Genomic DNA, 13498 nt, shown 5'->3' with positions numbered 1-13498 from the left:
TAAAGTGATGGTTGTAGTAAAGAAGCGCGCGTTTGCTTCTTTTTACAAGAACACACAAACGCGCTTATCCGATTAGAAACGATAACCTACCGTAAGGTGTACGGTGCGTGGGTCGCCATAATAACCAATTAATGTGGTATCGCCGCCCAGACCTGGTCCAAAGTTACCGTCTTCATCGCGCGTTACAAAATCGTAACCACCTACAAGGTACTCTTCGTCGGTAAGGTTTTTCACATGTAAACCCGCGTACCAATCGCCTTCCAAGCTCTCCCATCTAGCACTTAAATTAACCATGCCGTAGGCATCTTGCTGAATAAGGTCGCTCGTTTCAAATAACAGGTAGTCGTCGCGGTAGTAGTAGTTGGCGTTAAACGTAATGTCACCAAAGCCGGTTTCTAGCAAATAGTTAGCATTTACGTTAAAGGTGTTTTCAGGTGTGCTGGCCAAACCAATCAATGGCGGAGTAGCGTTATTTTCCTTAATTTCAAAATCAATGAAACCATAGGCTACGTCAAACTGAAGGTTGTCAGTGGCTACCCATGTCATTTCAAGTTCAGCACCTTTCGCCGCTGTTTCTGCTGCATTACGCAAACGTTGATCTAGTGCTGTCGGGTCTGATAAATCCCCTTCAACACCAATATACTGACGGTCTTTGTGGTCATAGGAGAATAGGGTTACGTTTAAACGAAGCGCGTCGTTAATGTCGCTTTTCATACCCACTTCAAAGCTATCGACCACCTCTGGTGCCACGCCAGGCTCGTTCACTGTGGCTCTTGGGTTAAACGTACCTGACTTAAAGCCTTGCGAATAACTAGCAAAGAACATAGTGTCGCGGTTCATTTGATACTCAACACCTACGCGTGGCGTAAAGCGTGACCAGCTTTGTACAGCTGGCGCATCAAGCACGCCGTCGCCGTCAGTATCATTACCTAGTACTTGTGGAACAAGCTGACCATCAGGACGCACATAACCGTCAATCCAGCCTGTAGACGGGTAAACGTTGTCGAAAATAAGCCCGTTGTTTACGAAGGCCGACTTTTCTTCGTCTGTGTATCTGGCACCCAAAGAAAGTGAAAGCTTGTCGTTAATATCGTAGTTTAATTGCGTGTAAGCCGCCCAGCTTTCTGAGTTATTACACCCCGTTACTTCACGCGTTAACCCAGGAGCACCAAGCGCTACACCCAGCACGCCAAGTATGGCATCGAAGTTACCGCAGCTTTCACCGTCGTAGTAATACAGGCCAGAAACTAGGCTGAAGTTATCCCCAAAATAGTTTGCTTGAAGTTCGTGCGTGTCATTGCTGTCATCATACTCTGCCGGTACGTCGAAAATTGGCAACGGCGTATTATCAAAGTCGATGTTTGTTGGCGAGTAGCTTTCGCGGTGCGAGCCTATGTATTTGAGCTCTAATTTGTCACTTACATTGTAGCGCGCAAGCCAGTTATAGCCTTCAAGCTCAACTTTGTTCCACGTTGGAAGACTGGTGTAAGAGTCAAACACTGAATCTGGCACTGGTGCGTCAGTTAAGACGCTTGGAAGCAAACGGTAGCCCCCTTTTGCATTCGACGTATCTTCGGTTTTATCCCAGCCAATTCTAAAGAATAAATCTTCACTTGGATGAATTTCTAACGAAACACGGGCTGCCCATAAGTCTTTGTTATAGTTTTCTCTATCTTGGTTTGGCAAAGCACTTACTAGATACTCACCAAAACCGTCACGATTAAGGTTGGCATAGCCCACGCCTAAGTAAACAGTGTCTTCTACCACCGGAATTTGACCAGTTACGCGTATATCACGCTGATTGTAACTACCTACCGTCGCTTCTACATTCATTTGAGTGTCGCCAGACATCTCTTTAGTAACATACTTAACCGCGCCGCCGATGGTGTTTTTACCATATAGTGTACCCTGAGGGCCGCGCAGCACCTCAATTCTTTGCACATCGAGCAAGTCTAAAACCGCGCCTTGTGGACGCGCTATGTATACATCATCAACATAAATGCCCACGCCAGGCTCGTAGCCCCAAAGCGGATCCTGCTGCCCCAGCCCACGAATAAACGCAGTAAGCGTTGAGTTGGTACCACGGCTAGTTTGTAGTGTGGTATTTGGAGAGAACTGCTGAACTTCGGTTAATACGGCAATGCCCTTTTCGCCAAGCTCTGCTGCACCTATTGATGTAATGGCGACAGGCGTTTCTTGTAAAGACTCAACGGTTCTACGCGCGGTAACTTCAATACGCTCTAGTTTGCCCTTTTCATTTTCTGCGGCCTCGCCGTTATCTTGTGCATGAGATGGTAGTGCAAACAAGCTAGTTGCTACCGCTATGGCACATAGGCTAGCGCGCGTGCTGCCAATTGATAAAGGTTTCGACATGGCTGCTCTCATTTTTGTAGTGCTAAAAGCATTGTGTGTTGATAGTGACATAGTGAGTCCTTTTTTGTTCTAGGTTTTGTTTCACTGCCGGATGTATTGCCTACGGTCCAAATCACTTTAGTTAATTATTTGTTAACAGTATGTAGTACCATCGTACTATGGGATTTTCGGAAAAGTAACGTCAAACTTCATCTGGTTATAAAATGCTTTTTTATTGATTTGTATATGCTTTTACGTTTTTCTTTTTACATAGCATATCAGTTACTCATCGACTTAACTGTTCCGGATCATCTGCGGTCACAGATTTTTAAAGGATAATAACTATGTTAAGTATGATTGGCTTAGTAGGTGGATTAGTACTGCTTATTGTTTTAACAATACGCGGTATGAATTTGTTTATTGCGGCCCCTTTGTGTGCGCTTGTTGTCGCCCTCACCAATAATATTGCCGTGTTTACCGGTGAGGTAAACTTTGTTGAAACCTACATGAGTGGCTTTTCGGGTTTTATTGCGTCTTGGTTCTTTATGTTTTTACTTGGCGCTTTGTTCGGCAAGTTTATGGAAGACACAGGTGCTGCAGATGCCGTATCGGGCTGGATTATTAATAAAATAGGCTACAAACGCGCGGTGCTGGCCGTTGTTATCGCGTGCGCCCTGCTAACATATGGTGGTGTAAGCGTTTTTGTTGTTGCTTTTTCAGTGTACCCCATGGCTGTTAGCCTATTTAAAGACGCCAATTTACCTCGACGTTTTATTCCCGCCGCCATGGCCTTTGGCTCGGTGACGTTTACCATGACATCGGCGGGTTCGCCTGAAATCCAAAACTGGATCCCTATTAAATATTTGGGCACATCGCCTTTTGCCGCATGGGAAGTAAGCTTAATAGTTGCCGTATTCATGGCCGTATTTGGCTATTGGTGGCTTGCTAAAATGATTCGTAAAGCGGTGAATAATGGTGAAGTGTTCGAGGCGCGCGACAGCGACCCTGAAATTCGAGAACGTGCATTACCTCACCCAATGACAGGAATTCTTCCTCTTGTAGTGGTTTTGCTTATCTCATTTTTCTTCCACGAATCGCTAGCGCAGTTAGCCTTAATTTTGGCACTTGGCGGCGGTGTGCTTTGTTTGCTGGCAATCAATTTCAAACACTTTAACAGCTTACCCTTAGCCATAAATGCCGGTACAACAGGCGCTTTAATTGCTATCGGCAATACCGCAGCGGTGGTAGGTTTTGGTTCAATCGCCAAAAATACTGAAGCTTTTCAAAGCACGGTAGCCTTGATGACACAAATTCCAGGCAACGAACTTATTGGCGCAGCCATAGCCGTGAGTGTAATTGCAGGATTGACGGGAAGTGCCTCTGGCGGACAAGCCATTGCTCTGCCCTTAGTAGCGCCTCATTACCTAGATCAAGGCGTTGAGCCTGACCAGCTACATCGTATAGTTTCTATATCATCCGGCGCGCTAGATTCATTGCCCCATAATGGCTATGTGGTTACCACCATTCGCGCCATTTGCCATGAAACCCACCAGGCTGCGTATTGGGCTGTGGGCGCATTAACCGTGGTTGTACCGCTTATTGGATTAGCCATGGCCATTGGTTTATTTAGTATTTTATAGCCAGTGGCTAAACCAATGAATACTGAACAGCAGATTATGCAAGATGCTAAATTATAATAGGTTTCAATGTATGACGACGTCCACAAACGCATGTAACAGCCAGCAGCGCTCAATCTTTTATAGAGATAGAAATAAGAACCGCATGTTGAAGTGTGTTGTGTTGCTTGCAGGTGTTATTGCGAGTGTTCTTGGGCAGCCACTGTTGGCTCTAGCAAGCGATGGCCTGCCGCCTTCTACTACACTTGTGGCGGCTGAACTTACCGCCCAAGCAGTTAATGAACATAGCAGCATGCTAGTTAAAAAGCGTACATTTAGCTTGGATAGCTTTACGACCTTTGGCGGACAAACCATCAAGCAAGTAAAAGTGGGTTGGGAAGCTTACGGCACGCTGTCTACCAATAAAGACAATGTGGTGTTAGTTACCCATTATTTTTCTGGCTCTTCGCATGCCGCAGGAAAATACTCACCAGATGATGCATCGCCGGGCTATTGGGACAGTATTATAGGGCGAGGAAAAGCCATTGATACCAACAAATTCTATGTAGTGTCTGTCGATACACTGGCTAATTTGAATGCGTTTGACGAACGCGTAATTACGACAGGACCTGCTAGCATTAATCCGGATACAGGGAAGCCCTACGGTTTAAGCTTTCCGGTGGTCACCATTCGTGATTTTGTAAACGTACAAAAAGCCTTACTAGAAAGCTTAGGCATAACCAAACTTCATGCTGTTGTGGGCCCATCGATGGGGTCAATGCAAGCGATCGACTGGGCAGCAGCATATCCAGATTGGGTGGAGCGCATGATATCAGTGATAGGAAGCGCGCAAAGTGATGCATGGACCACCAGCGCACTTGAACATTGGGCAACGCCTATTAAGCTGGACACACACTTTAATAACGGTGATTACTATGACGCCTCGGCACCTACCTCAGGCTTAGTGGCATCGTTAATGCTGATAACTCAAAACGCACTTACTCCTGCGTTTTTTAATCTGCAAGGAAGTAAGCTTCAAGCTGAAGATACCAGCGCGCTTGCGCACATCAACAACGAGCCTGCAATCGTGGCGTGGTTAAGAAAACGCGCCGAAGCGCGAAGCGCAAAAATGGATGCAAATCATCTATTGTATTTGGTTAGAGCATGCCAGCTTTTTATCGCAGGTCATCAAGGCTCACTTACAGCGGGTTTATCGAACATCAAAGCGAAAACCCTTTTTATTCCGTCTAATTCAGACTTGCTACTAATGCCCTATTTATCGCAAGAAGCGCACAAGCAACTTAATGAACTGGGCAACGATACACATTACCTAGAACTCGACGGCAACCTTGGACACCTTGAAGGCGTTTCAAACATTAGCGCGCAAGCGGCAGCCATAAAAACGTTTTTAGAAAAGGACTAATTATGACAAAACGAAATAGACTTTCAGCAGCATGTGTAGTTGCACTTGGTGCGCTATTTACCACGAACGTCTGCACTGCAGATAGCCATGATGAAAGTAAAATGGCGTTAAACCTGAATTTAACCAACGTCACAGTATCAGGCCTTTCTTCTGGCGGATATATGGCAACGCAATTTCACATCGCGCACAGCGACTGGGTGAAAGGCGCAGGCGTACTTGCAGCTGGCCCGTATTTTTGTGCAAAAGGTGATATCACAACAGCACTTGCCCAATGCGTGAACAAGGTAGAAGGTGACACATCAGCGACAGAACTTGCGCAAACTGCCAAAAAATACGAAGAACAAGGCAAAATTGCGTCTCTTGATAATTTAAAGAATGCAAAAGTATGGCTATTTCACGGTACACAAGACAACCGCGTTATTGGTGACGTTTCCGACAAGCTCCACGAACAATACCTAACGTGGACAGACACTCAAAATGTTAAGTACATAAACGACAAACCCATCGCTCATGTATTTCCAACCCAAAACAACGGCGTTAACTGTATGAAATCGGAAAGCCCGTTTATTGGAAACTGTGATTATGACGCCGCTGGCGACATGCTTAACCATCTAATTGATGGCCTTAAAACGCCAGACGATGCACTTAGCGGTACAGTGCATTCACTTGATCAGCAAGCGATTGCAGGCGACAGCGCCAAAACACTTGCCAGTGAAGGGTTTGTATATGTTCCGGCGTCTTGCGCTGAGGGAGACGAATGTCGCGTACACATCAGCTTTCATGGATGCAACCAGTATGCAGAAACGGTTGGAGATGCCTACGTTACTCAAACTGGCATTAATGAATGGGCTGACGACAACGCAATAGTTGTACTTTATCCGCAAACGAAAAAGTCTTTATTTATGCCGCTTAACCCTCAAGGTTGTTGGGACTGGTGGGGATACGCGTCACCCGACTACGCCAACAGAGAAGGGTCGCAAGTAAAAGCGGTAACAAGCATGGTGCATTATCTTGCAAGCGACAGTGCAGCGCTTTCGCACAAGAAAGCCAATTAATTTGGTAAGAGACGAATAATGAATAAAAGAACCGTTTTTATTACTGGCGGTGCTAGTGGTATTGGCTTTGGAATTGCAGAAGCGATGGCTAAACAGGGGCATCACGTAATTATTGCCGATATTAATGAACAAGCAGCCCAAGAGGCTGCGGCTAAACTAGCGCAGTTTGATGGCTCGGCCAGTGCCATTGCCGTTGACGTTTGCGACGCCGAACAAGTTGCAATGTTGCCCGAAGCGTTGGGCGTGCTTAGCGTAGATGTTCTTATAAACAATGCGGGTATCCAACATGTTGCCAAGCTAGAGGACTTTCCCCCACAAAAATGGCAGCAACTGATCAACATTATGTTAGTTGGCCCTGCCCTTCTTACTCAAGCATTTTTGCCTGCAATGCGTGCGCAAAATTTTGGGCGGATAATAAACGTGGGCTCTATTCATTCTGTGGTAGCATCGCCCTATAAATCGGCGTATGTTGCAGCAAAACACGGGCTTCTTGGCTTTTCAAAAACCGTAGCATTAGAAACGGGCGACTGTGACGTTACTATTAATACACTGTGCCCCGCCTACGTGAAAACGCCCTTAGTTGAGCAGCAAATAGCTGCGCAAGCAAAAGAAAACAACCTTACCGAAGAGGATGTGGTTAACAAGATAATGCTTGAGCCCATGCCTAAAAAGCAGTTTATCAGCGTTGAAGAACTGGCAGATACGGCAGCGTTTTTGATGTCAAACAGTGCGAGAAACATTACAGGACAAACCATGATCCTAGATGGTGGTTGGACTGCGCGTTAATCACCACAACGATGTGTAAATAGAGACGATTTCATCCGCCGTTGGCACGCGAGGATTATTGCCTGGCGAACCCGATGCTAAAGCTTGTTCAGCCATAGTATCTACAATGGCAAAAAAGGCAGCCTTATCTATTCCAAAATCTGCAGGTGTGGGAACCTGCAGATCAGCATTTAGTGCGTTTAGCTCTTGCAGCAGTTTTTCATTTGCAACATCGTCGGCGTCGGCTTGAGAAGCGACACCCATCGCTCGTGCACACATAGCATATCGAGTTGTTGCACTTGGCAACGAAAACGCAGTAACAGCGGGAAGCAACATGGCGTTTGATAACCCGTGAGGCACATGAAACGCTGCACCAATAGGCCTACTCATACCGTGTACAAGTGCAACAGATGCATTGGAAAATGCAATACCTGCTAAAGTAGAACCCAACATCATCGCTTCTCGTGCCTGCTCGTTATTTCCATCTACGAAGACAGTGCGCAAATTTGGGGCTATAAGCGCCATAGCTGACAAGGCTTGTGCATCACTGTAAAGGTTCGCTTTTTTGCTTACAAACGCCTCAATAGCGTGTGTTAGTGCATCTATGCCAGTATCGGCAGTAACGCGTTGAGGTAAACTTTGCGTTAACGTGTAATCGACCAGTGCCGCGGTTGGCATAAAACCACGCCCTACACACAGCATTTTCTCACTTGTTTTTTCATCGGTAATAATAGTAAAGCGCGTAACTTCTGACCCAGTACCGGCTGTAGTAGGTATTGCAATAATAGGTAATCCAGCTACATCAGTAACGGTTGGAAATTTGTAGTCACGCATTTGACCACCGTATTTCCCGAGTATGGAAATCGCTTTAGCGCTATCAATAGGACTGCCCCCACCAAGCGCAACAATGCAGTCGTACTCGTTTTCCCGCACCATAGATACGCCAGACTCAATTGAAGACACCGTAGGCTCGGGAACCGTGTCGGCAAAAACATCAGCCACTATTCCAATGTCCGCAAGCTGTGTTGTTATTTTTTCAGCGTAACCAAGCTCAACCATCATTTTATCTGTGACAATAAGCGGCTTGCTACAATCAAGGCTTGCAAGTATGTCAGACACTTTTTCACTTGCGCCCTTCCCGATTTCCATCATCCTTGGCAGCAAAATATGATGTGACATAAACAACTCCTTGAATTTAACGCCTGAAAGCACAGTTGATATTTCTTGTTACAGTATCGTTTATTTACTCGCCAATGAAATAAATAAAGAAAATAAGACGTCATTAATACGCGTAATTGCACGCTAAACGCTTTTATTTTGCAAAAAACCTGTGCTACTGTCCGAACATTGGAAATGAAAGGATAGTTGCGTTCCATGCCCTATCAAACCGTTGCTTTAATTGGAAAACCTCAACACGCCGCCACCCACGACAGTCTAAATATTCTTGCAGAATATCTACTGGCCAAAGGGTGTACATTATTGGTAGAAGAATGTATTGCAGAAGAACTCGAAACAGACAACTTTCGAAGCTGCAACTTAGTGACCATAGGCAAAGAAGCCGACTTAGCGGTTGTTGTAGGTGGCGACGGAAGTATGTTGGGAGCAGCACGCGTGCTTGCGCGCTTCGATATTCACGTTGTTGGTGTTAACCGAGGCAACCTGGGCTTTCTAACCGATATTCATCCCGACGAGATTGTTCAACAATTAGACCTAATATTCACCGGTGACTGCGTAGTAGAAAAGCGTTTCTTACTAGAAGTGGAAGTGTATCGACACGAGAAACTTAAAAGTAATAATTCCGCAATGAACGAAGTGGTTCTGCATCATGGCAAAGTAGCACACATGATGGAGTTTGAAATTTACATCGACGATCAGTTTGTTTTCAGTCAGCGTAGCGACGGTCTTATTGTTGCTACGCCAACAGGCTCCACGGCTTATTCTCTATCTGCTGGCGGGCCAATAATAATGCCCAAATTAGATGCGTTAACACTGGTACCTATGTTTCCCCACACACTAAGCAGCCGCCCAATTGTGGTTGATGCCGATAGCCAGGTATCGATGAAGGTGTCTAAAGTAAACAGCGATTCACTACAGGTGAGCTGCGACAGCCATATTGTCCTTCCAGTGCTTCCCGGTGATGAAATAAGAATTAACAAAAGCGCCGACAAGCTGCACCTTGTTCACCCTAAGGGATACAGTTACTTTAACGTGTTACGTAAAAAGCTGGGCTGGGGCAGTAAATTATATTAATTCAAATTGAAACGCGCTTCGTTTGTTATCGAAACCACGATAGACGGTAGCGCTCTGCATTTCTTACATGCCCCTGTACCTTTTACTCACCTTTAGCGTATTGAAAAATAGCGATTTTTTAACCTTTCGTGTTTTTTCCATGCGTTTCATGAGCTTATAAAAAACGGTATTGTCGGCACACGCGTTGCAACATCTTCTATATCGAGTTTGGTCGTGTTTACAGCGGCTTTAACACTTTTACACTAGATAATCAGGAGATGTCATGAGTAATACCAATATCAAATTTACAGCACCAGGTATGGATAACGATGCGGCTGCGAAAACCATTGAGGTATTGGAGAAGCGTTTAACTGCATTGCTGGACTTACAATTAACATTGAAACACATTCACTGGAATGTAGTGGGTCCAAATTTCATCGGTGTACATGAAATGTTAGATCCACAAGTTGATGCGGTGCGTGATATGACAGACACCATTGCCGAACGTATTGCAACATTAGGTGGCGTACCAAAAGGCACACCAAAAGCGATTGTAGAGAGCCGAAGCTGGGATGACTACAGCATTGGTAAAGGTTTGGTAATGGACCATCTGAAGGCGTTGGATGCGGTATATGATGGCGTAAATGGCGATCACCGTTCTGCTATTGAAACAGTAGGCGAGCTAGACGCTGTATCTGAGGATATGATTACAGGCCAGCTAGCTGATTTAGAACAATTTCAATGGTTTGTGCGTGCACACATTGAATCGAGCGACGGTGAACTACAGCAATAAATGCTTAAAGGTCTTTGAATTGTTGAAAAGGAGAGGATTGCCCTCTCCTTTTTTATGATTTTTCCATTTAAGAAAATACTTAATCCTTTTTACCACACGAAACGAAAATGCTGTACAGTGTTGAACAGTACTGTTTAACGCGTTAATGCTTAAAACGAAAAAAATTTAATCAGCAGACGTTGAGCATAAAAAATTTTAAACGCTTAATATCAGCAACTTAACGCTATCACCTCGCTTGTAACTCTTTTTAATTTCAATCTTCACTTTACACACAAAAAATACTGTATATATTTACACGTACTGTATATATCATCATGTTTATTTTGAAGGTGTACTTATGTTGGCGCATTTATCAATTTCTAATTTTGCCGTTGTAAAGCAGCTGTCTGTTCAGCTAGAAAATGGTTTAACGGCCATTACCGGTGAAACTGGTGCTGGTAAATCAATTGCAATAGACGCATTAAGTCTGTGCCTTGGAGAGCGCGCCGACGCCAATGCCGTAAGAAAAGGTGCAGCAAAAGCTGAAATAATCGCGCATTTTTCGCTTTCAGGTAATTCGGCTGCGAAAACATACCTCGATGAACATGAACTTACATCAGATGAAGACGAAAATAGCTGCTTTGTTCGACGCGTAGTGTCAAAAGAAGGCCGCTCAAAAGCCTTTATTAATGGTGTTCCCGCCTCGCTGCAACAGCTTAAAGGGCTTGGTCAATATTTGTTGGCTATTCATGGCCAAAATACGCATCTGCAATTATTGAAAGAAGACCATCAACGCTCGCTTCTTGATACCTACGCAAAACACACCAGTCAAATAGATAGCGTTGAACACGCATATTCAAACTGGAAAGAAAAGCAGCGTATGCTGCAATCGTTAAAAGAACAAGCTCAACAACGAGAAGACAGACTTCAGCTATTAACTTATCAAGTACAAGAACTAGATGAATTTGCTATTGAAGAGGGTGAGTTTGAAGAGCTTGAAGTAGAACACAAGCGCCTAAGTAATGGGCAAAGCTTACTTGAACAAGCTCAAACCAGCGTTTACAACCTGTATGAAAACGACGAGGGGAATGCGCTAGCAGTCATTCAAAATAGTATTGAGCGATTAGGTGAACTAGAAGCCCACGACGCAAGCTTAACGCCAATTATAAGCCTTCTAAACGAAGCCTCTATACAAGTTGAAGAAGCAGCTAGTGAGCTTCGTAGCTACTGCGATCAGTTAGAAATTGACCCACTTCGACTACAGCAAGTAGAGGCGCGCTATGCCAAAGCCATGGAACTTGCCAGAAAGCATGCGGTAATGCCAGAAGCCTTGTTCCAATATCACCAGATGCTAGCAAGCGAATTTAGTGCGCTAGGAGAACAAGAAACGTTATTGGGCACCCTTGAGTCAGAAGTAGACAATATGCATGCACAATATCTTGCTGCAACGAAAGCGTTGTCTGAAAGTCGTTCGTGCGCAGCAGTTAATTTAGCAAAAGACATTGAAGCGCAAATACAACAAATGAATATGCCACATGCAAAAGTGGCCATAGACGTGTTGTACGACGAACTTAAAAAGCCCTCAAGCACAGGTTTAGACAATATAGAATTTAAGGTATCTACCAACCCTGGTCAGGATGCAGATAAACTTGAAAAAGTGGTGTCAGGCGGTGAGCTTTCAAGAATTGGTTTGGCAATTCAAGTTATTGCCAGTGACAATCATGCTACGCCTACAATGATTTTTGATGAAGTAGATACTGGTATTAGTGGCCCTACAGCATCGATTGTAGGCGCGCTTCTTCGCAGACTTGGCAATCAAGCGCAGGTTATGTGCGTAACCCATTTACCTCAAGTTGCAGCGCAAGCGCATAATCAGCTTTTCGTGACGAAGCTTACTGATGGTGAAAGTACAGAAACACAAATGTTAGCGTTAACCAAGCAAGACAGAATTGATGAGCTGGCAAGACTACTTGCAGGTGATAAAATAACCAAATCTGCGTTGGCTAATGCAAAAGAACTGCTTAAAAGCGCCGCATCGAACTAAAATGCAGTTGATTGGTCATAGTTGTCAATGTAGCATGCCTTCGCGCTTGCATTAAAACAGTTCGGATTAACTATTCCGTTGACCGAACACGAACAAAGGCAATACTGGACTTAATAACGCATGAAGTTGCAACACCTACTAGTAATACTTGGTATCACGCTTACATCAACCGCTTGTTCTAACTGGATTTACAGAATCGACGTGCCCCAGGGAAACTTCCTTGATCAACGTGACGTGGAAAAACTACGCATCGGCATGACTAAAGAACAGGTTATTTATGTTCTTGGAAACCCTGTAGTTCAAGATTCGTTTAATGATGATACGTGGTACTACGTTTATGATATGAAGCGCGGAATGAGAAAGCGCGGCGAAGATTTTCAAAAGCAGATGATCATTCACTTTGTAGATAACAAAGTAGAGTCGGTGGAAGGTGACTTTGAGCTCTCTGAAGACTTTGATACCCCGCTAGACAGTTAATAAAAAAGGAGTGCTCGCACTCCTTTTTGTTATCCCCCAGTCTTTTCATTTCCTACATTTGGCAAACACTATGTTTGTTGGCGTTTTGATTTACTAAAACACAAAGGACGATAAATGGAACACAGTTTTTGGCACAGTAAATGGCAGAAAAATGAGATTGGATTTCACGAGCCTAAAGGGAACGCTCTACTAGTAAAACATGCTCAGTATTTACTAGGCACTATGCCAAATTCAGCACGTATTTTTGTACCGCTTTGTGGAAAAACGCGAGACATTGCCTGGTTATTGTCGCAAGGCGCATCGGTAGTAGGTGCAGAGTTAAGTGAAGTTGCTGTTACCCAACTCTTTGAAGAGCTTGGCGAGGCACCGTCTATATCACAAACACCTACCGGTAAAATTTTCCACAAAGAAAACCTTACTGTGTTTGTAGGTGACATTTTTAAGCTAACGGCAAATGATATTGGTGCGGTGACCGGTGTTTACGACAGAGCAGCTTTAGTTGCCCTACCTGATGCAATGCGCTCTCTTTACGCATCACATATTGTAGAAATAACTGAAAGCGCGCCTCAGCTTATTGTTTCTTTTGAATACGACCAAAGCCGCATGCCCGGCCCCCCTTTTAGTGTTAACGAAGCAACCGTCGAGTCGTTGTATGGCGATACCTACGTCATAACTAGGTTAGAGAGATCGGTGCTTGAAGGTAAGCTCAAAGGCAAAGTAGATGCAGACAACCTTGTATTCCATTTAAAGGGGAATAGCTAGTTA

General features: G+C 44.5%; 11 protein-coding genes. 9 read left to right on the top strand and 2 right to left on the bottom strand.

The window, feature by feature from the left end:
- Positions 1-72 precede the first annotated feature (72 nt).
- On the bottom strand, positions 73-2385 hold the full coding sequence (locus V7R35_RS02995) for a TonB-dependent receptor (RefSeq protein ID WP_334013268.1): 2313 nt from the start codon (positions 2383-2385) through the stop codon (positions 73-75).
- A 311-nt stretch (positions 2386-2696) separates the two neighbouring features.
- Between V7R35_RS02995 and V7R35_RS02990 the strand changes: the two genes are divergently transcribed.
- From V7R35_RS02990 to V7R35_RS02975, 4 genes are all read left to right on the top strand, one after another.
- Positions 2697-3992, top strand: a complete 1296-nt coding sequence (locus V7R35_RS02990) for a GntP family permease (protein ID WP_334013200.1) — start codon at positions 2697-2699, stop codon at positions 3990-3992.
- A gap of 142 nt (positions 3993-4134) precedes the next feature.
- Entirely contained in the window at positions 4135-5391 is a 1257-nt protein-coding gene (locus V7R35_RS02985; RefSeq protein WP_438823445.1) for an E22 family MetX-like putative esterase, read from the top strand.
- Between the two features lie 2 nt (positions 5392-5393).
- Positions 5394-6446 carry an extracellular catalytic domain type 2 short-chain-length polyhydroxyalkanoate depolymerase gene (locus tag V7R35_RS02980; RefSeq protein WP_334013198.1) on the top strand — a complete coding sequence of 351 codons (1053 nt, stop codon included), beginning with the start codon at positions 5394-5396 and terminating at the stop codon, positions 6444-6446.
- Positions 6447-6464: 18 nt separating this feature from the next.
- Positions 6465-7232 (top strand): 3-hydroxybutyrate dehydrogenase, encoded by a 768-nt coding sequence (locus tag V7R35_RS02975; RefSeq protein ID WP_334013197.1) that lies wholly within the window; start codon positions 6465-6467, stop codon positions 7230-7232.
- Here V7R35_RS02975 and V7R35_RS02970 read toward each other — a convergent pair whose 3' ends face one another.
- The gene (locus tag V7R35_RS02970; protein WP_334013196.1) at positions 7233-8390 is read right to left on the bottom strand and encodes an iron-containing alcohol dehydrogenase; all 1158 of its coding nucleotides are present in this window, start codon (positions 8388-8390) and stop codon (positions 7233-7235) included.
- Positions 8391-8585: 195 nt separating this feature from the next.
- Here V7R35_RS02970 and nadK point away from each other — a divergent pair, with 195 nt between their 5' ends.
- The 5 genes from nadK to tmpT all read left to right on the top strand — a co-directional run bounded on the left by nadK (position 8586) and on the right by tmpT (position 13495).
- Complete coding sequence (nadK, locus tag V7R35_RS02965; RefSeq protein ID WP_334013195.1) at positions 8586-9461, top strand: NAD(+) kinase; 876 nt, start codon at positions 8586-8588, stop codon at positions 9459-9461.
- 262 nt (positions 9462-9723) lie between these two features.
- A complete protein-coding gene (gene dps / locus V7R35_RS02960; protein WP_334013194.1) occupies positions 9724-10233 on the top strand; it encodes a DNA starvation/stationary phase protection protein Dps in 510 nt (169 codons plus the stop codon).
- Between the two features lie 337 nt (positions 10234-10570).
- Positions 10571-12256: a DNA repair protein RecN gene (gene recN, locus V7R35_RS02955; RefSeq protein WP_334013193.1), complete on the top strand. Its 1686-nt coding sequence runs from the start codon at positions 10571-10573 to the stop codon at positions 12254-12256.
- Between the two features lie 120 nt (positions 12257-12376).
- A complete protein-coding gene (locus V7R35_RS02950) occupies positions 12377-12733 on the top strand; it encodes an outer membrane protein assembly factor BamE (protein WP_334013192.1) in 357 nt (118 codons plus the stop codon).
- Positions 12734-12847: 114 nt separating this feature from the next.
- Positions 12848-13495, top strand: a complete 648-nt coding sequence (gene tmpT / locus V7R35_RS02945; protein WP_334013191.1) for a thiopurine S-methyltransferase — start codon at positions 12848-12850, stop codon at positions 13493-13495.
- Positions 13496-13498: the final 3 nt, after the last annotated feature.

Origin of the sequence: Alteromonas sp. S167, assembly GCF_036864375.1 — a bacterium.
Taxonomy (GTDB): Bacteria; Pseudomonadota; Gammaproteobacteria; order Enterobacterales; family Alteromonadaceae; genus Alteromonas.
Note: the sequence above shows the minus strand (reverse complement) of the source record. Positions and strands in the feature narration are given on the sequence as shown.

Excerpts from the sequence above, each read along its gene's own strand:
- V7R35_RS02995 (WP_334013268.1), bottom strand. The coding sequence starts at position 2,385 with ATGAGAGCAGCCATGTCGAAACCTTTATCAATTGGCAGCACGCGCGCT.
- V7R35_RS02990 (WP_334013200.1), top strand. The coding sequence starts at position 2,697 with ATGTTAAGTATGATTGGCTTAGTAGGTGGATTAGTACTGCTTATTGTT.
- V7R35_RS02985 (WP_438823445.1), top strand. The coding sequence starts at position 4,135 with ATGTTGAAGTGTGTTGTGTTGCTTGCAGGTGTTATTGCGAGTGTTCTT.
- V7R35_RS02980 (WP_334013198.1), top strand. The coding sequence starts at position 5,394 with ATGACAAAACGAAATAGACTTTCAGCAGCATGTGTAGTTGCACTTGGT.
- V7R35_RS02975 (WP_334013197.1), top strand. The coding sequence starts at position 6,465 with ATGAATAAAAGAACCGTTTTTATTACTGGCGGTGCTAGTGGTATTGGC.
- V7R35_RS02970 (WP_334013196.1), bottom strand. The coding sequence starts at position 8,390 with ATGTCACATCATATTTTGCTGCCAAGGATGATGGAAATCGGGAAGGGC.
- nadK (WP_334013195.1), top strand. The coding sequence starts at position 8,586 with ATGCCCTATCAAACCGTTGCTTTAATTGGAAAACCTCAACACGCCGCC.
- dps (WP_334013194.1), top strand. The coding sequence starts at position 9,724 with ATGAGTAATACCAATATCAAATTTACAGCACCAGGTATGGATAACGAT.
- recN (WP_334013193.1), top strand. The coding sequence starts at position 10,571 with ATGTTGGCGCATTTATCAATTTCTAATTTTGCCGTTGTAAAGCAGCTG.
- V7R35_RS02950 (WP_334013192.1), top strand. The coding sequence starts at position 12,377 with ATGAAGTTGCAACACCTACTAGTAATACTTGGTATCACGCTTACATCA.
- tmpT (WP_334013191.1), top strand. The coding sequence starts at position 12,848 with ATGGAACACAGTTTTTGGCACAGTAAATGGCAGAAAAATGAGATTGGA.